Annotated in this window: 25 protein-coding genes and 1 pseudogene; 10 read left to right on the forward strand and 16 right to left on the reverse strand. The window is 74.3% G+C overall.

Going from position 1 to position 24,989, the window contains the following annotated elements:
- Position 1: 1 nt before the first annotated feature.
- From ACN27C_RS00750 to rsmD, 4 genes are all read right to left on the reverse strand, one after another.
- Complete coding sequence (locus ACN27C_RS00750) at positions 2 to 565, reverse strand: YceD family protein (RefSeq protein ID WP_120571197.1); 564 nt, start codon at positions 563 to 565, stop codon at positions 2 to 4.
- A 124-nt stretch (positions 566 to 689) separates the two neighbouring features.
- Positions 690 to 1,187, reverse strand: coding sequence for a hypothetical protein (locus tag ACN27C_RS00755; RefSeq protein ID WP_018786307.1), 498 nt, complete (start codon positions 1,185 to 1,187; stop codon positions 690 to 692).
- 248 nt (positions 1,188 to 1,435) lie between these two features.
- The gene (gene coaD, locus ACN27C_RS00760; protein WP_120571198.1) at positions 1,436 to 1,912 is read right to left on the reverse strand and encodes a pantetheine-phosphate adenylyltransferase; all 477 of its coding nucleotides are present in this window, start codon (positions 1,910 to 1,912) and stop codon (positions 1,436 to 1,438) included.
- Entirely contained in the window at positions 1,909 to 2,472 is a 564-nt protein-coding gene (rsmD, locus tag ACN27C_RS00765; RefSeq protein ID WP_252449427.1) for a 16S rRNA (guanine(966)-N(2))-methyltransferase RsmD, read from the reverse strand. Before rsmD ends, coaD begins: the two co-directional genes overlap by 4 nt.
- A gap of 246 nt (positions 2,473 to 2,718) precedes the next feature.
- Between rsmD and ACN27C_RS00770 the strand changes: the two genes are divergently transcribed.
- Positions 2,719 to 3,675: a cell wall anchor protein gene (locus tag ACN27C_RS00770; RefSeq protein WP_422750201.1), complete on the forward strand. Its 957-nt coding sequence runs from the start codon at positions 2,719 to 2,721 to the stop codon at positions 3,673 to 3,675.
- A 99-nt stretch (positions 3,676 to 3,774) separates the two neighbouring features.
- Here the strand turns inward: ACN27C_RS00770 and ACN27C_RS00775 are convergent, their stop codons facing one another.
- The 3 genes from ACN27C_RS00775 to ACN27C_RS00785 form a co-directional block, all read right to left on the reverse strand.
- Positions 3,775 to 4,710, reverse strand: a complete 936-nt coding sequence (locus ACN27C_RS00775; RefSeq protein ID WP_422750202.1) for a serine hydrolase domain-containing protein — start codon at positions 4,708 to 4,710, stop codon at positions 3,775 to 3,777.
- 75 nt (positions 4,711 to 4,785) lie between these two features.
- Entirely contained in the window at positions 4,786 to 6,987 is a 2,202-nt protein-coding gene (gene recG / locus ACN27C_RS00780; protein WP_422750203.1) for an ATP-dependent DNA helicase RecG, read from the reverse strand.
- Positions 6,984 to 8,597 carry a DAK2 domain-containing protein gene (locus tag ACN27C_RS00785; RefSeq protein WP_121686138.1) on the reverse strand — a complete coding sequence of 538 codons (1,614 nt, stop codon included), beginning with the start codon at positions 8,595 to 8,597 and terminating at the stop codon, positions 6,984 to 6,986. Before ACN27C_RS00785 ends, recG begins: the two co-directional genes overlap by 4 nt.
- A 210-nt stretch (positions 8,598 to 8,807) precedes the next feature.
- Here ACN27C_RS00785 and rpmB point away from each other — a divergent pair, with 210 nt between their 5' ends.
- On the forward strand, positions 8,808 to 8,999 hold the full coding sequence (gene rpmB / locus ACN27C_RS00790; protein ID WP_013284551.1) for a 50S ribosomal protein L28: 192 nt from the start codon (positions 8,808 to 8,810) through the stop codon (positions 8,997 to 8,999).
- Positions 9,000 to 9,208: 209 nt separating this feature from the next.
- The gene (locus ACN27C_RS00795) at positions 9,209 to 10,465 is read left to right on the forward strand and encodes an ATP-grasp domain-containing protein (RefSeq protein ID WP_422750204.1); all 1,257 of its coding nucleotides are present in this window, start codon (positions 9,209 to 9,211) and stop codon (positions 10,463 to 10,465) included.
- On the opposite strand, the gene ACN27C_RS00800 is transcribed toward ACN27C_RS00795, so the two are convergent.
- Positions 10,462 to 10,929: a GNAT family N-acetyltransferase gene (locus tag ACN27C_RS00800; RefSeq protein ID WP_120571204.1), complete on the reverse strand. Its 468-nt coding sequence runs from the start codon at positions 10,927 to 10,929 to the stop codon at positions 10,462 to 10,464. The two genes, ACN27C_RS00795 and ACN27C_RS00800, sit on opposite strands and share 4 nt — an antisense overlap.
- A gap of 88 nt (positions 10,930 to 11,017) precedes the next feature.
- Positions 11,018 to 11,968, reverse strand: coding sequence for a thiamine-phosphate kinase (locus ACN27C_RS00805; RefSeq protein WP_422750205.1), 951 nt, complete (start codon positions 11,966 to 11,968; stop codon positions 11,018 to 11,020).
- A gap of 163 nt (positions 11,969 to 12,131) precedes the next feature.
- On the opposite strand from ACN27C_RS00805, the gene ACN27C_RS00810 reads away from it, so the two are divergent.
- Together ACN27C_RS00810 and ACN27C_RS00815 are read left to right on the forward strand one after the other, a co-directional pair.
- A complete protein-coding gene (locus ACN27C_RS00810) occupies positions 12,132 to 12,365 on the forward strand; it encodes an Lrp/AsnC ligand binding domain-containing protein (protein ID WP_013284547.1) in 234 nt (77 codons plus the stop codon).
- Entirely contained in the window at positions 12,366 to 12,953 is a 588-nt protein-coding gene (locus ACN27C_RS00815) for a DUF3515 domain-containing protein (protein WP_120571206.1), read from the forward strand.
- A 39-nt stretch (positions 12,954 to 12,992) separates the two neighbouring features.
- Here the strand turns inward: ACN27C_RS00815 and ACN27C_RS00820 are convergent, their stop codons facing one another.
- Positions 12,993 to 14,096 carry a D-alanine--D-alanine ligase family protein gene (locus tag ACN27C_RS00820; protein WP_091420221.1) on the reverse strand — a complete coding sequence of 368 codons (1,104 nt, stop codon included), beginning with the start codon at positions 14,094 to 14,096 and terminating at the stop codon, positions 12,993 to 12,995.
- Between the two features lie 166 nt (positions 14,097 to 14,262).
- The gene (locus ACN27C_RS00825; protein ID WP_120571208.1) at positions 14,263 to 14,487 is read right to left on the reverse strand and encodes a hypothetical protein; all 225 of its coding nucleotides are present in this window, start codon (positions 14,485 to 14,487) and stop codon (positions 14,263 to 14,265) included.
- Between the two features lie 235 nt (positions 14,488 to 14,722).
- On the opposite strand from ACN27C_RS00825, the gene ACN27C_RS00830 reads away from it, so the two are divergent.
- Both ACN27C_RS00830 and ACN27C_RS00835 read left to right on the forward strand, forming a co-directional pair.
- Positions 14,723 to 15,568 (forward strand): helix-turn-helix domain-containing protein, encoded by an 846-nt coding sequence (locus ACN27C_RS00830; RefSeq protein ID WP_013474343.1) that lies wholly within the window; start codon positions 14,723 to 14,725, stop codon positions 15,566 to 15,568.
- Positions 15,569 to 15,572: 4 nt separating this feature from the next.
- Positions 15,573 to 15,773, forward strand: coding sequence for a DUF397 domain-containing protein (locus ACN27C_RS00835; RefSeq protein ID WP_121686142.1), 201 nt, complete (start codon positions 15,573 to 15,575; stop codon positions 15,771 to 15,773).
- A gap of 22 nt (positions 15,774 to 15,795) precedes the next feature.
- Here the strand turns inward: ACN27C_RS00835 and ACN27C_RS00840 are convergent, their stop codons facing one another.
- The 5 genes from ACN27C_RS00840 to ACN27C_RS00860 all read right to left on the reverse strand — a co-directional run bounded on the left by ACN27C_RS00840 (position 15,796) and on the right by ACN27C_RS00860 (position 20,740).
- Positions 15,796 to 16,845, reverse strand: coding sequence for an ROK family protein (locus ACN27C_RS00840; protein ID WP_422750206.1), 1,050 nt, complete (start codon positions 16,843 to 16,845; stop codon positions 15,796 to 15,798).
- Between the two features lie 71 nt (positions 16,846 to 16,916).
- Entirely contained in the window at positions 16,917 to 17,708 is a 792-nt protein-coding gene (locus ACN27C_RS00845; RefSeq protein ID WP_357827463.1) for a putative protein N(5)-glutamine methyltransferase, read from the reverse strand.
- Positions 17,709 to 17,880: 172 nt separating this feature from the next.
- The gene (locus ACN27C_RS00850) at positions 17,881 to 18,999 is read right to left on the reverse strand and encodes a cystathionine gamma-lyase (protein ID WP_120573929.1); all 1,119 of its coding nucleotides are present in this window, start codon (positions 18,997 to 18,999) and stop codon (positions 17,881 to 17,883) included.
- Between the two features lie 11 nt (positions 19,000 to 19,010).
- Positions 19,011 to 20,018, reverse strand: a complete 1,008-nt coding sequence (locus ACN27C_RS00855; protein ID WP_120571211.1) for an NAD(P)H-dependent glycerol-3-phosphate dehydrogenase — start codon at positions 20,016 to 20,018, stop codon at positions 19,011 to 19,013.
- The gene (locus ACN27C_RS00860; RefSeq protein ID WP_013474338.1) at positions 20,015 to 20,740 is read right to left on the reverse strand and encodes a lysophospholipid acyltransferase family protein; all 726 of its coding nucleotides are present in this window, start codon (positions 20,738 to 20,740) and stop codon (positions 20,015 to 20,017) included. The genes ACN27C_RS00855 and ACN27C_RS00860 overlap by 4 nt, the downstream gene beginning before the upstream one ends.
- Before the next feature lie 95 nt (positions 20,741 to 20,835).
- Here ACN27C_RS00860 and cofC point away from each other — a divergent pair.
- The 3 genes and pseudogenes from cofC to ACN27C_RS00875 all read left to right on the forward strand — a co-directional run.
- A pseudogene (gene cofC / locus ACN27C_RS00865) lies at positions 20,836 to 21,459 on the forward strand (2-phospho-L-lactate guanylyltransferase); the annotation flags it as partial.
- Between the two features lie 276 nt (positions 21,460 to 21,735).
- Entirely contained in the window at positions 21,736 to 24,042 is a 2,307-nt protein-coding gene (locus ACN27C_RS00870) for an RNA degradosome polyphosphate kinase (protein WP_421499947.1), read from the forward strand.
- Positions 24,043 to 24,049: 7 nt separating this feature from the next.
- Positions 24,050 to 24,967, forward strand: coding sequence for an NUDIX hydrolase (locus ACN27C_RS00875; protein ID WP_422750207.1), 918 nt, complete (start codon positions 24,050 to 24,052; stop codon positions 24,965 to 24,967).
- Positions 24,968 to 24,989: the final 22 nt, after the last annotated feature.

Raw genomic sequence — 24,989 nt, forward strand, 5'->3', positions numbered from 1 at the left:
CTTACTCCTCTGTACGGGTCAGTTGCGTCAGGCTCGCCCAACGCGGGTCGACCTGCTGATGGCTGTGGTCGGCCGGCAGATCGTCCCAGTGCACCCCACACTCGGGGCACAGGCCTGGGCAGTCCTCCCGGCAGAGCGGGTTCGTCGGCAGCGCCAGCACCACCGCGTCCCGCAACGCCGGCTCCAGGTCGATCAGATCGCCCTGCATCCGGCCCACCTCGTCCTCGTCGGTCGTGTCGTCCGTGGTGCTGTGCTCGTACGCGTACAGCTCCTGGATCGTCACGGCCAACGAGTCGTCGATCTCGCGCAGGCAGCGGCCGCACTCGCCCTTGACGGGACCGGTGACGGTCCCGGAGACGAGCACGCCCTCGGACACCGACTCCAACCTCAGGTCGAGGTCGAGGTCCGCGCCCTCCGGCACGCCGATCAACTCGACGCCGAGGTCCGCCGGTGCCGGCACGACCCGCTTGTGCGTACGCAACGCGCCAGGTCGGCGCGGCAGTTCCCTCGTGTCGAGGACCAGCGGCGACCTGGGGTCGAGTGTGCTTGGCGAGTGTTTGGGCATAGTCAGACTCCGGCCGTTGAGAGGCCGACAAAGAAGGTTACCTGCCAGACGGGCGGACCGTCGAACCGGGGGCTCACCTCCGGCCCGACGGCAGCCGGCTGTCGGCGACCGGCCCGCGCGCCGCTCAGAAGGGTAGCGGGCGGTCCGCCTCGTCCCCGGCGAAGGTGCCGATCTCACGCAGCGCGTGCATCTTGTCCCGGCCACGCTCTATCGAGGCCAGCGCCCGGGTGAGGAACTGCTCGAAGTTGGCCAGCGCGGTGTCGACGTAGTCGTCCACCTCCTCGCGGAGGCGCTGCGCCTCGGCCCGTGCCTCGGCGATGATCCGGGCGCCCTCGTGCTCGGCCGAGACGGTGATCTCGTTGACCGAGACCAGCCGGGCGTGTTCCGCCTCACCCTCGCTGATGATCCGGTCGGCCTCACGCTTGCCGGCCTCCATGATCTTGTCCCGCTCCTCCAGCAGCGCGGCGGCCCGGCGCAGGTCCGCGGGAAGCTCCGCGCGCAGCTCGTCGAGCGCGGCGATCATCTCGCCCCGGTCGACCATGCAGTTGTTGCGCGACATCGGGACGGAGCGGGCCTGCTCCACCATGGCGATCAGTTCGTCGATGCGATCGAGCGGGTCCACCGGTACCTCACTCCTGTCTTCGTCGGCCGCCCTCCATCATGCGGCCTCGCGCCCCGTCTCGGCGCTGCAGACATCATGTCGCGCCGAGGCCACCCACACCCCACCCGCCCCACCCGGCGCGTCGCCCCCGGCCCCTCTCCCCCGCGATCTTGCACTTGTGGCCCGGCACTCGTCCCTTGCGGGAGGAATGTCCGGGCCGAAAGTGCAAGATCGCGGGGCGGAGAGGCGGGGCGGGCGGGGGCGGGGGGTCAGGGGCGGAGGCGGGCGGCGAGCTGGGCTCGGACCAGGTCGGGGACGTGGGCGGAGATGTCGCCGCCCCACTTCGCCACGTCCTTGATCAGGCTGGACGAGATGAACGAGTAGAGCGGGTTGGTCGGCATGAACAGCGTCTCCACGCCGGCCAGGCCGATGTTCATCTGGGCCATCTGCAGCTCGTAGTCGAAGTCGCTCACCGCACGCAGGCCCTTGATCAGCACACTCGCCTGCTGCGCCCGGCAGAAGTCGACGAGCAGGCCGCGGAACGACTCCACCCGGACGTTGTCGTACGAGGCGGTCACCTCGTGGAGCATGTCGATCCGCTCCTCGACCGTGAACAGGCCCTGCTTCGACTGGTTGACCAGCACTCCGACGATCACCTCGTCGAACAGCCGGCTGGCCCGGCCGATGATGTCGAGGTGTCCGTTGGTGACCGGGTCGAACGAGCCCGGGCAGACCGCACGTCTCATGATCGGCGACCGTACCAAAGAGTGGTCTCGCCGTAACGTCTGCTGCGCTCCGGAGTGACACCTTCCACCCACGTGACCGGTCCGGTACGGCTGGACCGCTCGACGATCACGAGGGCGTCCGGGGCGAGCCAGCCGCCGTCGACCAGGGCCGCCAGCATCGCGGTGATCTCGGCGTCCGGCACCGCGTACGGCGGATCGGCGAACACCACGTCGTACGGCCCGTCGGTGGGCCCGGCCGCCAGCACAGTGGCGACCTTGCCGGTGACCAGGCGCGCGGCCGGCGCGGCCCGCAGCGCGGCGATGTTCTCCCGGATCACCCGGGCGGCCCGCGCGTCGGACTCGACGAGCAGCACGTGGGCCGCGCCCCGGGACAGCGCCTCCAGACCGACCGCGCCGGAACCGGCGTACAGGTCGGCGAAGCGCGCCCCGTCCAGGTCGACATGGGAGTGCACGGCGCTGAACAGCGCCTCGCGGACCCGGTCGGAGGTGGGCCGGGTGCCGGCACCCGGTGGCGCGGCGATCCGCCGGCCGCCGAGCGTGCCGGCCACGATCCGGGTCACCGTCGCTCCCTGCGCATGCCCCGACGCTACGCGACGCCGGGAGGCGTGGACGAGGTACCCGGCGCGACGATCCGTGACTCGACGTGCATCAATGATCTCGAATGCATAACGGACCCTTTACGACCCTTCGATCATGGTGACGCCCGCACTGTCGATCTCGCTAGGGTCTGGCCCGATTGCCGAGCGGACGCGTGGCTTCGGCCCCTCCGCCCGGCCTCTCCCATCCTCCCCTCGTCAGGAGTAGGCGTGAACCGTCTCCACCTCCGGCGCGCCGCCGTCCTCACCGCCGGCACGCTGCTCGGCCTCGCGGGCGTCGCCACCGTCGCCGGCCCGGCCGCCGCCCACCACCCCGAGCCGTCCGGCAGCTACTGCGCCACCGAGAACGGCACGGTGACCGTGACCTGGTCGGTGATCAGCAGCGAGACCGACATCTCCGGCCGGATCATCAAGATCGAATCCACGGTGCCCGGCGCGATCAGCGGCGGCCTCGCGGTCGGCGCGGAGCTGAAGCCGGCCGGCCAGGGCCCGCTGACCGGCACCCAGACCCACACGTTCGCCGGCCCGGTCCCGGAACTGAAGCTGACCGTCGGGGCGCACTGGGAGCGGGGACGCAAGTCGCACGACGGCGAGCGGACCGTGACGGCCCGCCCGGGACGGAACTGCGCGACGCAGAGCCCGTCGCCCTCGCCCAGCACGCCGCCGAGCGCCAGCCCTTCGCCGAGCACGCCCGTCTCGCCGACTCCGACGCCCTCGGCGTCCGTCCCGCCGAGCCCGTCCGTCCCGCCGAGCCCGTCCGCCCCGCCCAGCTCTCCCGCCCAGCCCGCGGAGCCGATCTTCAAGCTGGACCAGGACTGCGACTCGATGACCTTCGTCGTGGAGAACCCGGCCGACGGCGTGCCCTTCACCGCCACGCTCACCACGGAGAAGGGCGTCACCAGGAAGCTCGTCTCCGAGCCGGGCAGGACCAGCTCGGTCGGGTTCGACGCCTACCCGGGCCTCAAGGTCACGGTGAAGTACGACGTGGTCGAGGACGCGGAGACCATTCCGTACGCCCAGCCGGACGACTGCTCCGGGCAGGGCGGTGGCCTGCCGGTGACCGGCCCGGCCGCAGGCGCCATCGCCGGTGGCGCGGCACTGCTGCTGGCCGCCGGCGCGGTGCTGTTCGTGGTGGCCCGTCGCCGCCGGATCCGCTTCACCGCCTGATCCGCCGATCTGGCTGATCCGCTGACCCGCTGATCCGCGTCGAGGGCGCGCCCGACCACCCGGTCGGCGCGCCCTCGCCGTGCGTGCGACGCGGGCGGATCAGACCGCGTCGAGCACCGACGTGACAGCGGCCGTGCTCACCTCGGCCTGGTTGGCCAGCAGGACGAGCCGCTCGTCCGAGTCGGGCAGCCAGGCGGCGAACGCCTTGTAGCCCCCGTTGTCCCCCGAGTGGTGCACCGCCCGCCGCCCGGCCAGCGGCCCGACGAAGAACCCGTAGCCGTACGCCTCATCCGGCCGCCCGGTCGGTGCGTGCGGTGCGGTCAGCGCCGTCACCGAGGCCGGGGCGAGCAGCCGGCCCCGGCGCGGTACGTCCAGCCAGGTCATCAGGTCCGCAGCGGTGCACCAGACGTCACCCGCGCCCATGCTCACGGTCGCCAGGTCCCAGGACGGCACCGGACGGCCGCCCTCGTGCCCGACCGCCAGGTCCGGCCAGCCGTCGCCCGCACCGGCGAAGCTGCCCGACATGCCCAGCGGCGCGAAGACCTCCTCGGCGAGGAACTCGGCGTACGGCCGATCGGCCGCCCGCTCGACGGTCCGGGCCAGCAGCACGTAACCGGGGCTGCTGTAGTGCCACCCGGATCCGGGCGGGAACAGCGGCGGCAGCGCCGCGAACCGGTCCAGCAGCTCGTCCGGCTCGGCCGGCCCGTGCAGGTCGATCGCCGGGTACTCCTCCCAGTGGCCCAGGCCGGAGGTGTGGGTGAGCAGGTGGTGCAGCGTCATGCCGCACCATTCGGGCGGCGGCGTGCCGGGCAGCCACCGGGTGACGGGGTCGGTCAGGCGCAGCACGCCGCGCTCGGCGAGCAGCAGCACCGCCACGGCTGCCATCTGCTTGCTGATCGACGCGATCTGGAACCGGGTCGCCGCGGTGCACGGCCGGCCGGACGTCTCGTCGGCCGCTCCGACCGCCCGGTCCACAAGCAGTTCGTCGCCCCGGGCCAGCAGCAGCACACCGCGTTCGAGGAATGGTGTCGACATCTGCGCGAGCCTAGGCACGCGACGCGCGCGCCGCAGTCCCGTGATCCGTCACCGCCCCGCCGAGCTGGTGGGGGGTCAGCCCTTCTCCAGGTATTCGGCGCGCTCCTCGTCGACCAGCGCGGCGACCGACGCCGCCAGCGCCGGATGCCGGGAAAGATCCGGGTCTTCCTCGACCAGTTCGATCGCCTCGGCCCGCGCGTCGCGGATCAGCTCCGTGTCCCGCAGCAACGACAGCAGCCGCAGGTGCGAGCGCCGGCCGGACTGGGTCGCGCCCAGCACGTCGCCCTCCCGGCGCTGCTCCAGGTCGAGTTCGGCGAGCTTGAAGCCGTCGGTGGTGGAGGCGACCGCGTCCAGCCGCTCCCGCGCGGACGAGCCCTCGGCCGCCTCGGTGACCAGCAGGCACAGACCGGCGGCCGAGCCCCGGCCCACCCGGCCGCGCAACTGGTGCAGCTGGGAGACGCCGAACCGGTCGGCGTCCAGCACGATCATCACCGTCGCGTTCGGCACGTTCACGCCGACCTCGACCACTGTGGTCGCGACCAGCACGTCCAGCTCGCCGTCGGCGTACGCGCGCATCACCGCGTCCTTCTCGTCCGCCGGCAGCCGCCCGTGCAGCACGCCGATCCGCAGCCCGTGCAGCGGCCCCTCGGCCAGCAGCGGGGCCACCTCGGTCACGGCCAGCGGCGGGCGCCGCCCGTTGTCGTCCTCCCGCGGCGGTTCCTCGTCCGACACCGGGCCCTCGCCGATCCGCGGGCACACCACGTACGCCTGGTGGCCCTTCGCGACCTCCTCGCGCAGCCGGCGCCAGGCCCGGTCGAGGAACGCCGGCTTCTCGGCGGCCGGGACCACGTGCGACGCGATCGGCGAGCGGCCCTGCGGAAGCTGGGACAGCGTGGACGTCTCCAGGTCGCCGTAGACGGTCATCGCCACGGTGCGCGGGATCGGGGTGGCGGTCATCACCAGCACGTGCGGCGGCTGCTCGGCCTTGGCGCGCAGCGCGTCGCGCTGCTCCACGCCGAAACGGTGCTGCTCGTCCACCACCACCAGGCCGAGGTCGTGGAAGTCGACGCCCTCGTAGAGCAGGGCGTGCGTGCCGAGCACGATGCCGGCGCGGCCCTCGGCCACCTCGGTCAGTGCCCGGCGCCGGGCCGCCGCGCCGAGCGAGCCGGTGACCAGCTCCACCCGCGTGGCGTCCTCGGCGGCGCCCAGCTCACCGGCCCGGCCGAGCGGGCCGAGCAGGTCGAGGATGCCCCGGTGGTGCTGGGCGGCGAGCACCTCGGTCGGGGCCAGCAGCGCGGCCTGCCCACCGGCGTCGACCACCTGGAGCATGGCGCGCAGCGCCACCACCGTCTTGCCGCTACCCACCTCGCCCTGGAGCAGCCGGTGCATCGGGTGCGCCCGGGCCAGGTCGGCGGCGATCTCCCGCCCGACGACCTGCTGGCCGGAGGTCAGCTCGTACGGCAGCCGGGCGTCGAACGCGTCCAGCAGGCCGCCCGCCTTCGCCGGCCGGGCCCGCCCCGGCGACGCCGCCGCCCGGTGCTTGCGCTGCACCAGCGTGAGCTGCACCGCGAACGCCTCGTCCCACTTCAGCCGGCGGCGGGCCCGGTAGAGCGCCTCCTTGCTGGTCGGACGGTGGATCTCGCGAAGCGCGGTGCCGATGTCGATGAGGTTGCGGGTGGCCCGCACGGTGGCCGGCAGCGGATCCTCCGGCGGGGTGAACGTGTCGAGCACGACGCGGACGCAGCGGGCGATCACCCAGGTCGGCACCGCCGCCGCGGCCGGGTAGACCGGGATCAGCGCCCCGGCGAACTCCTCGACCTCCTCGTTGGCCGCCGCCTCACCCTCGCCGCCCTCGCCGAGCAGGACGTACTCCGGGCCGTTGAGCTGGCGCTTCCCGCGGAACTCGGTCACCTTGCCGGCGAACAGCCCCCACCGGCCGGGCCGCAGCTCCCGTTCCCGCCACGCCTGGTTGCCGAAGAACGTGCAGGTGAGCACGCCGCCGGAGCCGTCGCCGACGGTGACCTCCAGCAGGTTGCCGCGCCGCTGACGCATCGGGCGGACCGCGGTGCGCTGCACCTGGGCCAGCACGGTGACCTGCTCCCCCACGTCGAGCGAGCGGATGTCGGTGTGCTCGCCGCGCTCGTCGTACCGGCGCGGGAAGTGGTAGATCAGGTCGCCCGCGGTGTGCAGGTCGAGATGCCCGGCCAGCGCCTTCGCCGTGCGCTCGCCGACCAGCTTCTTCAGCGGCATGTCCACGGTGGCCGCCTCGCTCGTCATTCGACCCCCACCAGGAGCGGATAGTGCGGCTGCCCGCCCTCGTACGCCTGCACCTCGACGAACGGCCAGGCCCTCTCGACGTGCGCGCGGACCCGGTCGGCCAGCCCGGCCGGCGCGTCCGCGCCGCAGAGCAACGTGACCAGTTCGCCGCCGCCGCCGAGCATCCGGTCCACCACGGCGGTGCAGGTGTCGACCAGATCCTGCCCGATCAGGTGCACCTCGCCCTCGACCAGGGCCAGCACGTCACCCGGGCGGGCCGGACCGGCGACGGTGAGGGCCTCCCGGGCGGCGTGGCAGACCTCGGCGTACCGGCAGGCGCCGGCCGCCTCGGCCATCGCGATCACGTCGTCCTCGAAGCGCCGCTTCGGATCGCGTACGGCCAGCGCCGCGAGCGCCTGCACCGGCGAGCGGGTGGGCACCACGCTCACCTTGATGCCGAGGCCGTGCGCCTCCTTGGCCGCCGCGCTCGCCACCGACTGGGTGTTCGGGTCGTTCGGCAGCACCACCACCCGGGCGGCGCCGGTGGCCCGGATCGCGTCGAGCAGCTCACCGGTGGACGGGTTGGCCGGCACCACCACCGCGCCCTCGGCGGCGAACAGCTCCGCGATGCCCGCACCGGTGGCCACCACCACGGCGGCCCGCCCCTCGGGCAGCGGCACCTGCGGCCCCGGCGCCGGGGCGACCTGGTCGGCGAAGCGGGTCACGCTGATCCGGTGCGGCCGGCCGGCGACCACGCCCGCCTCGACCGCCGCCCCGATGTCGTTGACGTGCACGTGCACGTTCCAGGTGCCGGCGCCGTCGCCGACGATCGCCAGGGAGTCGCCGAGCGCGTCCAGCTCGGCGCGCAGCCGGGTCACCGCCTCGTCGGTGGCGTCGAGCAGGTACTGCACCTCGTAGGCGTACGCGTCGGAGCCGCTCTCCCGCACCGCGGTCGCCGGCACGCGGCGGGCGGGTGGCGCGGGCGCCGGCTGGGCCGGGCTCTCCCCGGTGACCACCTCGACCAGCGCGTCGAGCAGCAGGCACAGGCCGCGCCCGCCGGCGTCGACCACGCCCGCGCGGGCCAGCTCCGGCAGCTGCTCGGGGGTACGCGCCAGCGCGTGCGCCGCCGCCTCGGACGCGGCCCGGGCCACGGCGCGCAGGTCGTCGCTGTCCGCCCGGCGGGCCGCGTGCGCCGCGGCGGCGACCACGCTCAGCAACGTGCCCTCGACCGGCCGGGCCACAGCGGCGTAGGCGGCGGCGGTGGCGTCGGCCAGGGCGTCGGCGAGCTGCCGCCCGCGCACGGCGGGCGCGGCGGCGAGCGTGTCGGCGAGACCGCGCAGGATCTGCGAGAGGATCACGCCGGAGTTGCCGCGCGCCCCGAGCAGCGCGCCCCGGGCCATCAGCCGCAGCGCGTGCCCGTGCGGGGTGTGCCCGTCGTCGGGGAGCGTGCCGAGGTCCATGGCCAGGGCCTGCTGGGCCGAGGTGAGTGTGAGGACCAGGTTGGTGCCGGTGTCGCCGTCGGGCACCGGGTAGACGTTCAGCTCGTCGATCTCGCCCTGGTGGGCCCGGAGGGCGGTCAGCCCGCTCGCGCACCAGCGGCGTACCGCTGCGGCGTCGAGGGTCTCCAGCACGTCGGGAAGCCTACTGGCGTACACCGACACGCGCCGGGGTCGTCCGCCGCGTGTCCGCCCCGGCCGACGGCCCGGCGGGGACGCCGGTACGCTGGGTGGGCTCGCGAAAGGGCCGGTTGGGCGTACCGACTGTCATCGGGTAACCTGACCAGGTTGCCCGGGCAGCGCCTGGCGGCGACCTCATGAACGTTTCAATCCCAGGAGTATCCCGTGGCTAGCGTGTGCGACGTCTGTGGCAAGGGGCCGGGCTTCGGCCACAACGTGTCCCACTCGCACCGGCGGACCAACCGCCGCTGGAACCCGAACATCCAGTCGGTGCGTACCCCGGCCGGTGGTGGCACCACCAAGAAGTTGCAGGTCTGCACCTCGTGCATCAAGGCCGGCAAGGTCACCCGCGCCTGACGCGGTAGCGCCACCGGAACATCGTCGGTCGCCGGCGGATCCCTTCGGGGTCCGCCGGCTTCTGTCGTGTCCGGCGACCCGGGGCGTTGTATCCACCGACCCGCCCCCGCACCCCTGACCGACCGTACGGCGACCGCCGCGATCCGGCCGGTTAGGGTGCTGCTGCGCCGGCCGTCCGGTTCCGGCGCGAGCCGTGGGGAGGGTGACCGGTGGACCTCGATCTGGGTCGCGAGCAACTGGTGGTGGTGGGCGCGTCGTTCGGCTCGCTGAGCTGGTTCGACCAGGAGCTGCCGCCGGGCAGCGTGGTGCTGGTCGAGGAACCGGACGTGATCGCCCGCCGCGACCTGGCCCGGTTCGCCGATCGGCTGCCGATGATCGGGCGCCTCGTCGCGGCCGAGTACCAGACCGGCTTCGACCCGGACGCCCTGCTCGCCCGCGAGCCCGGCCTCGCCGACGCCCGGCTGGTCCTGCCCGGCCTGGAGTACGCGGTCGGCGCCACCGCCCGGCTCGCCGAGCGCCTCGGCCTGCCCGGCGCCGGGGTGGAGGCCGCCGACGTCTTCTCCGACAAGCACCGGATGCGGCTGCTCGCCGACCGGATCGGGCTGGCCAACCCCGCGTACGAGCTGGTCGACGACCCGGCGCGGGCGGTGGAGTTCGCGCAGGCGCACGGCGGCCGGTGCGTGCTCAAGCCCACCCGCCGCTCGGGCAGCCTCGGCGTTCAACTGATCACCGACGCAGCCGAGGTGCCGGCCCGCTGGGCGGCGAGCGCCGCCCCGCCCGACCCGGCCGAGGCCACCGAGCGCGGCCTGCCCACCGGCGTGCTGGTCGAGGAGCTGCTCGTCGGCTCCGAGCACAGCGTGGAGCTGCTCGTCGCCGACGGCGAGGTGGTCTTCGTCAACGTCACCGACAAGCGGATCGCCGGAGGCCGCTATCCGGTCGAGACCGGCCACACGGTGCCGTCCGCGCTGCCCGCCGCCGCGCACGACGCGCTGCGCTCCGCCGCGGTACGCCTCGCCGAGGCGGCCGGCTTCCGCAGCGGCATGCTGCACAGCGAGTGGATCCTCGCCGACGGAGTGCCGACGCTGGTGGAGTGCGCGGCCCGGATGCCCGGCGACATGATCACCGCGCTCATCTCGATCGCCTACGAGCGGGACGTCATCGAGGCGTACCTGCGGATCCTGCGCGGCGAACGGCCGGCGCTGCCGGCGCGGGCGACCGGCGCGGCGGCCATCGAGTTCCTGATCGCGCCGCCCGGCCGGGTCACCGCCGTGGACGGCAGGCGCGACGCGCTGCGCGTGCCGGGCGTGCTCGACGTGCAGGTGGAGACGAAGGTCGGGCAGACCGTGCCGGAGCTGCTCTCCTCGGCGCACCGCAGCGGGCACCTGATGGCCTGGGGCGCAACCCCGGACGAGGCCGCGAACGCCGCCCGCCGCGCCGCGAGCCAGATCCGCATCACCGTCGGCTAGAGGGTGCGGCCGTACGACAGGCAGCCCGGGGCGTCCTTGTAGAAGCCGAAGTTCGGGATCCGCTCGTAGCCCGCCGAGGTGTACATGGCGATCGCCTCGGGCTGCTTGTCGCCGCACTCCAGCACGATCCGCTTGCGGCCGTGGTCGCGGGCGGACCGCTCGACCGCGGCGAGCACCGAGCGGGCCACGCCCCGGCCCCGCGCCGCCGGGTCGGTGTACATCCGCTTCAGCTCGGCCGTGTCGCCGTCCTCGCCGTGGCTGCGCCAGCCGCCGCAGCCCACCGGCCGCCCGTCCAGGTAGGCGACGAGGAACGCGCCGTCCGGCGGGGTGAACTCGGCCGCGTCGACCGGGGTCTCGTCGCCGCTGCCGCCGTACCGGGCGCCGAGGTCGGCCAGCGCCGCCCGGATCAGCGCCTGCGACTCGGGCGCGTCGAAGCGCCGCTCCCGGATCTCGATCTCGCTCACCGTGCCAGGTTACGACCGCCGCCGGCCCCGGCCCGGCCCGGCGGTCCGGGGTCGGACGCAGATCACTCCGGCCCCGCCACTGCGCCGGCTATTCCGCCGTCCGCCGGAAGTGGTCCCAGCCGCGCGGGCCGCTGTAGGCGGCGCCGTCGACGGTGACCCCGGCGCCGGCCGCCACCCGCCCGACCGGCCGCCAGCCGTCGGGAAGCACGGCGTCCCCCGGGAACGTCGCCGCCAGCGCGTGGTCCTCGCCGCCGGCCAGGATCCAGGTGTACGGGTCGACGCCGAGCGCCTGCGCCGCGTCCCGCATCTGCCGGGGCACCTCGAACGCCTCACGGCTCAGGTCGATCGCCACGCCGCTGGCGGTCGCCACGTGCCCGAGGTCGGCCAGCAGCCCGTCCGACACGTCGATCATGGCGGTGGCCCCGGCCGCGGCGGCAGCGGGTCCGGCGGCGTACGGCACCTCGGGGCGGCGGAACGCCTCGACCAGCAGCCGGGGCGTGCGGAAACCCCGGGACAGCACTGTGTAGCCGGCCGCCGACCAGCCGGTGCGCCCGGCCAGCGCCACCACGTCGCCGGGGCGGGCGCCGGAGCGGACCACCGGGGCGCGGCCGGCCAGGTCGCCGAGCGCCGTCACCGCGACGGTGAGCGTCGGGCTGCCGGACATGTCCCCGCCGACCACGCTCGCGCCGACGAGCGCCGCCTCCGCGCCCAGCCCGTCGGCCAGTTCCTCGGCCCAGGCCGGGTCCAGCTCGGCCGGCATGCAGAGCGCGACGAGCAGCGCGGTCGGGGTGGCGCCCATGGCGGCGATGTCCGCGAGGTTCGCCGCCGCCGCCCGGTGTCCCACGTCCCGCGCCGACGACCAGTCCCGGCGGAAGTGCCGGCCCTCCACCAGCACGTCGGTCGAGGCGACCACCCGCCGGTCCGGCGCCGCCACCACCGCGCCGTCGTCGCCGGGGCCGAGCAGGCAGTTCTGTCCCTGCGCCAGCCGGGCGGTCACCCGGTCGATCAGGCCGAACTCGCCGACATCAGTGACAGTCATTCCGTTCCCTCGCTCCGCTGCGTCGTTCCGCACGTCCCACCCCTGTCCGTACCGGCGTGTGCTCGCTCACCGCGTCCGACCGGCAACCGATAGGGATCACGGCCGCTCAGTACGGTAGTTTCACCCTTCGGGTCGCCCGGAGGCGACGGACGGAGGTCGAGTCGTGGTACAGGCGTACATCCTCATCCAGACCGAGGTCGGCCGGGCGCGTGACGTGGCCGGTCTGATCGCGGACCTGGCCGGCGTGGTACGGGTCGACGCCGTCACCGGGCCGTACGACGTGGTGGTGCTCACCGAGGCGAACACCGTCGACGAGCTCGGCAAACTCATCGTCAGCAAGGTGCAGATGGTGCCCGGCATCACCCGCACCCTCACGTGTTCGGTGGTGCGGCTGTAAGTGGACGAGAAGGACACCTCCCCCCGCCGGGACGGCGCCACCCGCCGTGCCGCGCTCTGGGCGACGCTCGTCGCGGTGCCGGTGACCCTGGCGGTGGCCGGGTTCACGTTCGCCAAGCTGGCCCCGGAGTCGCCGGACGCCGAGCCGAGCGCGTCGGCGAGCCCCCGGACGCAGTCCAGCGCGCCGGTCGAGATGCCCGCACCGGCGCTGGCCGAGCGCCCGACCATCCTCTGCCGCGCCCTGATGTCGCAGCTCCCGGACAGCGTGCGTGACCTGGCGCAGCGCCCGGTGACCGCGGGCCCGGAGCAGAACGCCGCGTACGGCGACCCGGCGCTGACAGTGGCCTGCGGCGGCAGCCCGGCGCAGTTCCCGCCCACCGACGAGGTGTGGACGGTCAACAAGGTCTGCTGGCACGCGGCCGAGGAGGCCGACGCCACGATCCTGACCACCGTCGACCGGGAGACCCCGATCCGGGTTCGGGTGCCGAAGTCGTACGAGCCGCCGCTGCAGTGGGTGACCTCGATCTCCGACACGATCGTCAGCTCGGTCCCCTCGGCGAAGCAGGCCCCCTCGGGCTGCTCCGCCTGACGCCCGCCGGCTCAGCGGCCGGCGCGGCGGTGCAGGCGGTCAGCGGCCGGCGCGGCGGTGCAGGGCGGTACGGATCAACCGGTTGACCAGCTTCGGGTACTCCAGCCCGCTGGCCGACCACATCCGCGGGAACATCGACGTCGGGGTGAAGCCCGGCATCGTGTTGATCTCGTTGAGGTAGACGTCCATCTGCGGGGTCACGAAGAAGTCGACCCGGGCCAGGCCGGAGCAGTCGAGCGCGGTGAACGCACGGGTGGCGTAGTCGCGCACCTGCCGGGCCACCGGCTCGGGCAGGTCGGCCGGTACGTCGTACTCGCAGACCTCGTCGGCGAAGATGTACTTGGCCTCGAAGTCGTACCAGTCGCGGTCGCCGATCATGCGCACCTCGGCGAGCACCGAGGCCTCCGGCGCGCCACCGGCCTCGCCCTCCAGCACGCCGCACTCGATCTCGCGGCCGACCACCGCGCCTTCGACGAGCACCTTGCTGTCGATCTCGCGCGCGGTGACGAGCGCGGCGTCCAGGTCGGCCCAGTCGTCGACCTTGGTGATGCCGAACGAGGAGCCGGCCCGGGACGGCTTGACGAAGACGGGCAGCCCGAGGCGCTCCTTGTCCTCCTCGCTCAGCGACATCCCGGCGCGCAGCACCGCGTACGGGCCGACCGGGATGCCCTCGGCGGCGCAGAGCTTCTTGGTGAACTCCTTGTCCATGGCCGCGGCGGAGGCGAAGACGTTCGCGCCGACGTAGGGGATGTCGGCCATCTCCAGCATGCCCTGGATGGTGCCGTCCTCGCCGTACGCGCCGTGCAGCACCGGAAAGACCACGTCCACGTCGGCGAGTGCGACCGGCCCCTGGGCCGGGTCGAGCACCATCAGACCGCCGACGGCGGGGTCGGCGCGCAGCACCAGTTCGGCGCCGGAGCCGGCGGTGATCTCGGGGAGCTTGCGGTCGGCGATGGCGAGCCCGCTCGGGTCACCGCTGGCGAGCACCCACTGGCCCTGCCGGGTGATGCCGACCGGGACCACCTCGAACTCGTCCGGGTCGAGCGCGGCCAGCACGCTGCCGGCGCTGACGCAGGAGATGCCGTGCTCGGGGCTGCGGCCGCCGAAGACGATCGCCACGCGGGTCTTGCCTGGGGTGGTCATGGTCACCTCATCGTTCGCGACTGCGGCTGGCCGTGCTCGCCGGTGGCGCTCACCCGAATGACCTTACTGTGCGTTGCCGCAAGCGGTGGTCGTTACCCGGGGAGACGCGGAGTCGCGTGGCAAACGGTCAAGGTGACATCTACGGGGAGTAACGGAACGGTGTGTCTCAGAAGACCGGGTGCCGGGGCCGGCGGCCGACCGCGATGACCTTCACGCGTTGCCGGCCGGCCCGCACCATGCCCAGCGCCATGAACGCGCCGGCGATCCGGTCGGCGGCCTCCCGGCTGCTCGCGCCGACCACCTGGCGGCGGCGTTCCGGGCTGGTCCGTTCGTCACGCCGGGTGCCGTCCGGTGGACGCACGTCGGTCAGGACCACCAGGAACCTGGTCACCGCGGAACCCCTCCCCGTCTCGTGGACCGGCAGGGGCACGCGGCGGTCGGATCGTGGGGGAGTGAAGAATCCGACCACCGCGCGCCCCATCCCCTCCGGTCGCTCACCATCACCGTCGCCACGACAACCGATGGTGAGGACGCCGTCACACATTGACAGGTTCACCGGCGTGAATGCAACTCTCATCGACTTTCTCTCATGCCCGCTTTCCCGCGGGATGTGCGACCATCGATGCATGGCGCCGAAGACCGCCCGGGCCCGACGGCTCGGCATCGCCCTGCGGACCCACCGGGAGGCCGCCGGCCTCACCCTGGAGGCCGCGGCCGACGAGATCAACAGCACCCGGAGCACGTTGTCCCGCTACGAGAACGCGCAGACGCTCGTCAGTCCCGCCACCGTGCGCGCGCTGCTGACCAGCTACGGCGTGGGCCCGGCGGACATCGCCGCGGCGGTGCAGCTGGCGAAGGACGCCCGCAAGCCGGGCTGGTGGGTGTCCTATTCGTACCTGCTGGACCAGCGCACCATCGACTTCATCGCGTTGGAGGCCGAGGCCACCGGCATCGCGAACTTCGAGCCGTCGGTGGTGCCCGGCCTGCTCCAGACCGCCGACTACATCCGCGGGGTGATGCGCGGCGGGCCGCACACGCTCACCGACGAGCAGGTGGAGCAGCGGGTCCAGCTACGGCTGGACCGCCAGCAGCGGCTCTCCGGCGCCGAGCCGCCGATCCTCGACGCGATCATCGACGAGGGCGCGCTGCTGCGCCCGGTCGGTGACCGCTCGGTCATGTCCGGCCAGCTCCAGCACCTGCTGAAGATGGCCGAGCTGCCGAACGTCACGGTGCAGGTGATCCCGCTGGCCGCCGGCTACCACCGGGGCACCCGGGGATCGCTGCACATCCTGGAGTTCGCCGACCCGGAGGACCCGATCATCGCCTCGGTGGAGACGGTCGCCGGGCAGATGGTCCTCGACCGGCCGGGTGACCTGCGGACCTGCGCCAAGATCATGGAGCACCTGCGGACCGTGGCGCTGAGCCCGGCGGCCAGTCGGGACCAGCTCCTCCGCCTGCTGAACGAGAGGTGACCAGATGAACGGCACGAACCGCACGAACCCCACACCGGCCCGCTGGCGCAAGAGCAGCCACAGCGGCGACGAGGGCGCGTGCGTGGAGATGGCGCCGCTGCCCGGCGCGGTGGCGGTCCGCGACTCCAAGGACCCGGCCGGCCCGGTGCTGGTGTTCCCGCCGCAGGCGTGGGCCGCGTTCACCGCGGCGCCGCCGCACGCCTGAGCGGCCCGTCAGCGGGCGGCGATCAGCCGAGTGGGGCGGCGGCGGTGACGATGCCGCGTACCGCCTCCAGCGCCGCGATGGCCACCCCGCGCGCCCCGGCCATGTCCCGGTCCGGCACCAGCGCGAAGGTGGCCACCGCCCGCTGCTCCTCCCGGAGCACCGTGTGCTCGGCGACGGCGGCGAGGAACCAGTCCCGGAACTCCGGCGCCGCCTCCACCACACCCCCGCCGACGAAGTACGCGTGCGGGTCGGTGAAGTTGGCCGCGATGGTGAACAGCCGGCCCAGCGCCTTGGCCTGCTGGGTGAACACCAGGCGGGCCAGCGGGTCGCCGCGTTCGCCGTAGCCGCGCAGCAGCTTCGCCGCCCGGTCCGGCTCCTCCGCCGCGAGCGGGTGCTCCGGGTGCCGGGCCAGCCAGTACGGCAGCAGGTTGCGCCGGATCGCGGTGAGCGAGGCGACGCTCTCCGCGTCCCCGGTGAAGCCGCAGGCGCAGACCGGCGCCGCCTGGTCCGGCTCGACCAGGCCGTCCAGCGGGATGTGCACGTGCCCGAACTCGCCGGCCATGCCGGCCGCGCCGCCGATCACCCGACCGGACTCCACCACTCCCCCGCCGAGCCCGGTGCCGACGATCGCGGACACCGACGACCGGGCCATCGCCTCGGCGCCGAAGTGCACGTGGTGGGCGTAGAGCGCGGCGGCGTTGCCGTCGTTGGCGTAGACCACCGGCAGGCCCAGCCGCCGCTCCAGCGCGGTGCGCACGTCGAAGCCCCGCCAGGCGGGCTGGGAGAAGTTCGTCGAGCCGCGGGACGAGATGACGCCGGTGGCGCTGGCCGGGCCGGGCGTGTCCAGCCCGACCGCGCGGACCAGGTCACGCGGCACGCCGGTGTGGGCCAGGACGCCGTCGAACGCCCGCGCCAGCGCCTCCACCGCCGCCTCCGGGCCGTCGCCGACCTCGCTCGGGATCTCCAGCAGCCCGTCCACAAGGAACCGGCCGTCGACTGTGAGCACCGTGGCGTTGTCGCTCGTGCCCCCGTTGTCCAGCCCCACCACCACCGGCACACCTGAGCCGCCCACCGCCACCGCCTCCCGCCGCGCCTGACCCGAGGCTAGTTCCCGCCCGGCCCACCCGCCACGCCCCGGCGCGTTCAGCCGGGACGACGGGCGGTGACCGCCGTGGCCTCCCGCTCCTCGTCGCGTACCACGGCCGGGTCCAGCCCGGCGGCGGTGAACACGGCGCACAGTTCCGGGGCCTGCGCGGCGCTCGCCTCGACCACGACGTGCCCGCCCGGCGCGAGCCACTCGGCCGCGCCGGAGGCGACCCGGCGCAGCACGGCCAGGCCGTCCGTGCCGCCGTCCAGCGCCACCGGCGCCTCGTAGAGACGCGCCTCGGCCGGCAACGAGGCCACCGCACCGCTCGGCACGTACGGCGCGTTCGCCACCACCAGGTCCAGCTCTCCGCGCCGCCCGGCCGGCAGCGCGTCGAACAGGTCGCCCTGGTAGACCGGGACGCCGAGCGGTTCGAGGTTGCGCCGGGCGCAGGCCACCGCCACCGGGTCGATGTCGGCGGCGGCCAGCCAGCGGGGCGCCAGCCGTTCGTGCAGCACCACGGCGGCGGCGCCGGAGCCGCAGCACAGGTCGAGCACCGCCGGCGCCGGCCCGGCCAGCGCCGTCGCCGCGTCGACGAGCAGCGCGGTCCGGCCGCGCGGCACGAAGACCCCCGGGTGTACGGCGATCCGCCGGCCGCAGAACTCGGCCCAGCCGAGCAGGTGCTCCAGCGGCAGGCCGGCGACGCGACGGTCGACCAGCCGGGTCAGCGACTGCGCCGAGTCGGCGGCGGCGATCAGCAGTTCCGCCTCGTCCTCGGCGAAGACGCAACCGGCGGCGCGCAACCGCCGGACGAGGGCGGGACGGTCGGGGGTGAACACGGTGGATGCCATGGCAAGCCTTTCGGGAAGCGCTCGTCGGCGCCCCCGGCGTCGCCTCAGCCCCGAAGCGACGCGGACTCGGAGGGAGCGCCGGTCCTCTGCTGGTGGATCGGACTCACCTCCTCGGGTCGGGGCCGCACGGGCCGTGGCTGACCGTCACGATAGCCCAGCTGCCGACACGCCGTCAGCCCGCCGCGTCGAGCGCCGCCGACACGTCGGCGAGCAGGTCGGCGGTGTCCTCGACGCCGCAGGAGAACCGCACGAAACCCGCCGACGTGTCGTCACCCCACTGGGCCCGCCGGTCGGCTGTGGTGTGCAGGCCGCCGAACGAGGTGGCCGCGGCCACCAGCCGGGCGGCGCCGAGGAACCGGGCCACCCGGCGCTCGTCGCCCAGGTCGAACGAGAGCACACCCGGTACGCGCCGCATCTGGGCCGACGCGACCGGGTACGCCGGGTCGTCCGGCCGTCCGGGCCAGCGCACGCCGGTGACATCCGGGCGGGCCGCGAGCAGGTCGGCCAGCGCCCGCGCGTTCGCGGTCTGCCGGGCCAGCCGCAGGTCGAGCGTGGCCAGCGAGCGGTGGGCCAGCCAGCAGTCGAACGCGCCCGGCACCCCGCCGGTGGCGTTGCGCCAGGTGGTCGCCGCGTCCCGCAGCCCGGCGTCCCGGGTGGCCAGGTAGCCCAGCAGCAGGTCCGAGTGGCCGGTCAGCGCCTTGGTGCCGGAGGCGACCACCACGTCCGCGCCGAGGTCCAGCGGGCGCTGCCCGAGCGGCGTCGCGGTGGTGTTGTCCACCGCCACCAGCGCACCGGCGGCGTGCGCGGCGGCGGCCACCGCCCGGACGTCGGCGACGTCCAGGCCGGGGTTCGCCGGGGTCTCCAGCAGCACCAGCCGGACACCCTCGAACGAGGGGTACGGCCCGGCCGTCGGCACGAGCACCACGCGTACGCCGAGCTGTTCCAGCGTGTCCGAGGCGAACGCGCGCACCGAGTAGTAGCCGTCGGCGGGCAGCAGCACGGTGTCGCCGGGGCGCAGCACGGTCAGCAGCAGCCCGGTGATGGCGGCCTGGCCGCTGGCGAAGACCCGGCAGTCGCCGCCCTCCAGCTCGCCGATCGCGGTCTCCAGCAGCCGCCGGGTGGGGTTGTCGGGCCGTCCGTACCCGTCCACCGCCGCCGACGGGCCGCGCTCCGGGTCCAGGTGGTACGGCGCGGCGAAGACCGGGCCGGGCAGGAACGGCTGCCCGGGTACCGCGTCCGGCAGGCCGGCGTGCACGCTGCGCGTGCCGTCACCCCAGTGCTCGTCGGTCATCCCGGCTCCGTTCACTCGTACGACTCGGGCTTGGCGGTGCGGCTCATCAGCGCGTCCACCGCCAGGCGCGGATCCATCCCCTCGTGGCAGATCCGCTCGATCTGCTCGGTGATCGGCATCTCCACCCCGTGCGCCCGGGCCAGATCGCGGATGGCCAGGCAGCTCTTGACGCCCTCGGCTGTCTGCCGGGTGGCCGCCTGGGCCTGTTCCAGCGTCTCCCCCCGGCCCAGGTGCTCGCCGAAGGTCCGGTTGCGGGCCATCGGCGACGAGCAGGAGGCGACCAGGTCACCCATGCCGGCCAGCCCGGCGAACGTGATCGGGTCGGCGCCGAGCGCCACGCCCAGCCGGGCGGTCTCGGCCAGGCCGCGGGTCATCAGCATGGCCCGGGTGTTGTCGCCGAAGCCCATCGCGGTGGCGATGCCGTACGCCAGCGCGATCACGTTCTTCACCGCGCCGCCCAGCTCGCAGCCGATCACGTCGTCGTTGGTGTACGGGCGGAAGTACGGCGTCCGGATGGACGCCTGCACCAGCGCGGTACGGCGGCTGTCGGTGCCCGCGACGACAGTGGCGGCCGGCTGCTCGGCGGCGATCTCCGGGGCCAGGTTGGGCCCGGAGACGACCACCACCCGGTCGGCGGGCACCCCGGCGGTCTCCGTGATCACCTGGCTCATCCGCTTGGTGGTGCCCAGCTCGATGCCCTTCATCAGCGACACCAGCGTGGCGTCCGGCGCCAGGTACGGCGTCCAGTCGGCGAGGTTGCCGCGCAGCGTCTGCGAGGGCACCGAGAGCACCACCACCTCGGCCCCCTCGATCGCCTCGGCGGCGTCACCGGTGGCGGTCACCCGCTCGGGCAGGCGTACGCCCGGCAGGTACTCCGGGTTGTGCCGCCCGGTCCGGATCGCCTCGGCCACGGCGGCCCGGCGGGCCAGGACCGTGACGTCCCGCCCGGCGTCGGCGAGGATCTTGGCGAACGCGGTCCCCCAGGAACCGGCGCCCAGCACGGCGACGTGCCCGCTCATTCGGTGACCTCCCGGGTGCCGGTGCGGGCGGGCCGCTGCCAGAGCGGCGGTGGTGTGCCGCCGCGGATCTCCGCGACCAGATCCCGGATGCGCAGCATGATGGTGTCCGTCATCTCCTCCAGGATCGGCCGGGTCGGCGTGGCGCCGGCCCAGCGGCTCAGGTCCACCGGCGGACCGGCGATCACCGTCACCGGGGTACGCGGGCGCAGCCCGAACCGGGCCGTACGCGGGTCGAACATCCGTTCCGGGCCGACCATGGCGATCGGGACCACCGGGGCACCGGTGGCCAGCGCCAGGCGGGCCGCGCCGGTCTTGCCCTTCATCGGCCACAGGTCCGGCTCGCGGGTGGTGGTGCCCTCCGGGTAGATCACCACCGCGCCGCCCTCGGCCAGCGCGGCGACCAGCTTGTCCAGCGACTTGACCGCCTCGACGGTGCCCCGCTCGACCGGGATCTGCTGGCACCGGTGCAGGATCCAGCCGACCACCGGCACCCGGAACACGCTGGCCTTGCCGAGGAAGCGCGGCCAGCGCCCGGCGTCGTAGATGTAGTGCGCGACCACGAGCGGGTCGGCGTGCGAGATGTGGTTCGGCACGAGGATCACGCCGCCGTCGCCGCGCAGGTGCTCCATGCCCCGCCAGGTGCGCCGGGTCCAGACCGTCATCAGCGGCTTCACCAGCACCACGGCGAGCCGTCGCCAGACCCCCAGCCTCCGCCGTGCCACAGTGCCTCCTCGATCCGCCCTCGCGCCCCGGCACAGAATCATGCCTGTTCGCCCCCGCTGCGGCCAGTGCGGGTACCGCCGCCCTCGCTGGCAGGATGGTCGGCGTGTCTGAGGCCCGCTGGACCGTGGTGATGCCGGTGAAGCGCCTTCCGGCGGCGAAGAGCCGTCTGCGGGGCGCGCTGCCCGGCGTACCCCATGAGGAGCTGGCGCTCGCCCTGGCGGCCGACACGCTGCGCGCGGTCCGGGCGTGCCCGGCGGTCGCCGGGGTGCTCGTGGTCACCGACGACCCGCGGGTGAGCGCGGCGGCCGGCGCGGCGGGCGCCCGCGTCGCCGGCGACCCCGGCGGCGGGCTGAACGCGGCGTTGCGGCACGGCGCGGCCGTCGCCGGGCCGCGCGCCGCCGTGGCCGGCCTGACCGCCGACCTGCCGGCGCTGCGACCGGCCGACCTGGCCGCCGCGCTGCGGGCCGCCCACGGGGTACGCGGGTTCGTGGCGGATGCCCCGGGCGGAGGCACCGTGCTGCTCGCCGCGCCGGCCGGTACGCCGCTGGCGCCGCGGTTCGGGCCGGGCTCGGCCGCGGCGCACGCGGCGAGCGGGGCGCTGCCGCTCGCCGGCGACTGGCCCAGCCTGCGCCGGGACGTGGACACCCCGGCGGACCTGGCCGACGCCGCCGGGCTGGGCGTGGGGCCGCGCACGGCCGCGCTGCTGGCCCGGGTCGCCGCGGCGGTGGAGTACGGTGCTGGCATGCAGGGGACGGTGGCGACCTACGACGCGTCGACCCGCAGCGGTGTGCTGCTGCTCGACGACGGCACCGAGCTGGCGTTCCCGGCCCGCGCGTTCGACGCCTCCGGGCTGCGACTGCTCCGGTTGGGGCAGCGTGTCCGGATCGAGCGGGACGCCGACGGCGAGGTGGTCCGGGTGACCTTGCCGACGATGGCGTGAACAACCTGGCCCGAGTTCATTTTCCGTTCACCCTTATCGGGGAATCATGAGGTGGTGAGCACCCCTCGCGAGCAACCCGACGGCCCGCCGCCGATCCTCGACCCCGGCACGCCCCGCAACGGCCGCCCCACCCGCGGCCCGGACGGGCGGTTCCGCCAGCCCCGCCCCCCGGAGGAGCGCCTCGGCGCCGATCCGGACGCGGCCGGCGCGGCCGGGCTGGACGAACCGCTCGACCCGGTGGAGGGCCCCGGCCCGGCCGACGAGACCGCAGCGGACGCCGCGTCGCCGGCCGTGCCGCCGCTGCCGGAGGACCGCTTCCTCAACCGGGAGCTGTCCTGGCTCGACTTCAACGCCCGGGTGCTGGCGCTCGCCGAGGACCCGCGCACCCCGCTGCTGGAACGGGCCAAGTTCCTGGCCATCTTCGCCAGCAACCTGGACGAGTTCTACATGGTCCGGGTCGCCGGGCTGAAGCGGCGGCTCTCCGCCGGCCTGCCGGTACGCGGCGGTGACCGGCTGCCGCTGCGCACCCAGCTCGACCTCGTCACCGCCAAGGCGGCCGGCCTGGTCGCCCGGCACGCCGCCTGCCTGGTCGACGACGTGCTGCCGAAGCTCGCCGCCGAGGACATCCGCATACTGCGCTGGAGCGACCTGGACGACGCCGAGCGGGAGCGGCTGCGCACCTGGTTCCGGGAGCACATCTTCCCGGTGCTCACCCCGCTGGCGGTCGACCCGGCGCACCCGTTCCCGTACATCTCCGGCCGGTCGTTGAACCTGGCCGTGTCGGTACGCGACCCGGACGGCGGCTCGGAGCTGTTCGCGCGGGTCAAGGTGCCGAACAACGTGCCCCGGTTCGTCCGGGTCCACCGCGACCAGCCGGGCGTGCGGTTCCTGCCGGTGGAGGACCTCATCTCGGTGCACCTCGGCCAGCTGTTCTCCGGGATGCAGGTGGTCGAGTGCCACCTGTTCCGGGTGACCCGCAACGCCGAGGTGGAGGTGGACGAGGACCGCGACGAGGACCTGCTCCAGGCGCTGGAACGGGAGCTGGCCCGGCGCCGGTTCGGCCCGCCGGTACGCCTGGAGGTCGCCGCCTCCATCTCCGACCACATGCTGGAGCTGCTGGTCCGCGAGCTGGACATGGACGGCCACGACGTGCTGCGGGTACGCGGGCTGCTCGACCTGTCCGCGCTCTGGCAGGTCTACGGCGAGGCCGACCGGCCCGACCTCAAGGACCCGTCGTTCGTGCCGGCCACCCATCCGCGCCTGGCCGAGGGTGAGGTGCCGCGCAGCGTCTTCGCCACGCTGCGCGACGGCGACGTGCTGGTGCACCACCCGTACCACTCGTTCGCGACGAGCGTGCAGCGCTTCGTCGAGCAGGCGGCGGCCGACCCGAACGTGCTCGCCATCAAGCAGACGCTCTACCGCACCAGCGGCGACTCCCCGATCGTCGACGCGCTCGTCGACGCGGCCGCCGCCGGCAAGCAGGTGGTGGTGCTGGTCGAGCTGAAGGCGCGTTTCGACGAGGTGGCGAACATCGGCTGGGCGCGCACGCTGGAACGGGCCGGCTGTCACGTGGTGTACGGCCTGGTGGGGCTCAAGACGCACTGCAAGACCGCGCTGGTGGTGCGCCAGGAGGGCAACCAGATCCGCCGCTACTGCCACATCGGCACCGGCAACTACCACCCGAAGACCGCCCGGCTCTACGAGGACTTCGGCATGCTCACCGCCGACCCGGAGATCGGCGCCGACCTGACCGACCTGTTCAACGTGCTCACCGGCTACAGCCGGCAGACCGCGTACCGGCGGCTGCTGGTGGCGCCGCAGGGCATCCGCAGCGGCCTGATCGAGCGCATCGACCGGGAGATCGAACACGTCCGGCTGGGCATGCCGGGGCTCGTGCAGTTCAAGGTGAACTCCCTGGTGGACGAGGAGATCACCGACGCGCTCTACCGGGCGTCGCGGGCGGGCGTGCACGTGGACCTGCTGATCCGCGGCATGTGCACGCTGCGGCCGGGCGTGCCGGGCCTGTCGGAGAACATCCGGGTCCGCTCGATCCTCGGCCGGTTCCTGGAACACTCGCGGATCTTCCGGTTCGGCAACAACGGCGACGCCGAGTTCTGGATGGGCTCGGCCGACCTGATGCACCGCAACCTGGACCGCCGGGTGGAGGCGCTGGTGCAGGTGAGCGACCCGGTGGCCCGGGCCGAACTGGACCACGTCCTCGCCGCCGCGTTCGATCCCGACGTGGACGCGTTCGAGCTGGCCGCCGACGGCACCTGGCACCGGCGTACCGCCGACGGCGACGTGCCGCTGACCCACCTCCAGGATCTGTTGCTGCGCCGGGTCGGCGGCCGGGCGGACTGACCGGGCCGTGGCGCGTGGCGGGCGGGCATACGGTGAGCGGGTGAGCGACGACGAACCGGTGCGGATCCGGGCCGCGGGCGGCGTGGTGTGGCGCCCGGGTCCGGCCGGCGTCGAGGTCTGCCTGGTGCACCGTCCCCGGTACGGCGACTGGTCGCTGCCGAAGGGCAAGCTGGACCGCGGTGAGCACCCGCTCGTGGCAGCCGTCCGCGAGGTGGCCGAGGAGAGCGACGTACGCGCCGTGCCGCAGGTACGCCTGCCCACCGTCCGCTACCGCAGCGAAGGTCTCGCCAAGGCGGTCGACTACTGGTCCATGCGGGCGGCCGGCACCGGCGGTTTCCAGCCCGGCACCGAGGTCGACGACGTGGCCTGGTTCCCGGTCGACGACGCGGTACGCCGGGTCAGCTACCCGCACGACGCCGAGGTGATCGCCGCGTTCGCGGCGCTGCCGCAGGTCACCGCGACGGTGCTGCTGGTCCGGCACGCGCACGCCGGCAAGCGCGGCACCTGGACCGGCCCCGACCACGGCCGCCCGCTGGACGAGCAGGGGTGGGCGCAGGCACGCCTGCTGGTCCCGCTGGTGGCGCTGGTCCGCCCGGCCCGCCTGTTCTCCGCCTCGGCCCGCCGCTGCGTGCAGACGCTGGACCCGGCGGCGGCCCGGCTGGACCTGCCGATCGAGGTCTGCGGCGACTTCGACGAGCCGGCGCCGGGCCAGCAGGCCGAGGAGTGCGCGCTCGCCGCCGCGGCCCGGCTGACCGCGCTGGCGCAGGCCGTCGGGACGGTAGCGGTGTGCAGCCAGGGCAAGGTGATCCCGGGCGCGCTGGAACGGCTCACCGGCCGCGTGGACGAGGACTTCACCACCGCCAAGGGCGGCGGCTGGCTGCTGCCGTTCGCCGGTGACCGGTTGGTCCTTCCCGACCGGTTGTGAGGCCGGCCGCGGTTCTTGCGGC

Source organism: Micromonospora sp. WMMD1219, from assembly GCF_049315215.1.
Lineage (GTDB): Bacteria > Actinomycetota > Actinomycetes > Mycobacteriales > Micromonosporaceae > Micromonospora > Micromonospora tulbaghiae.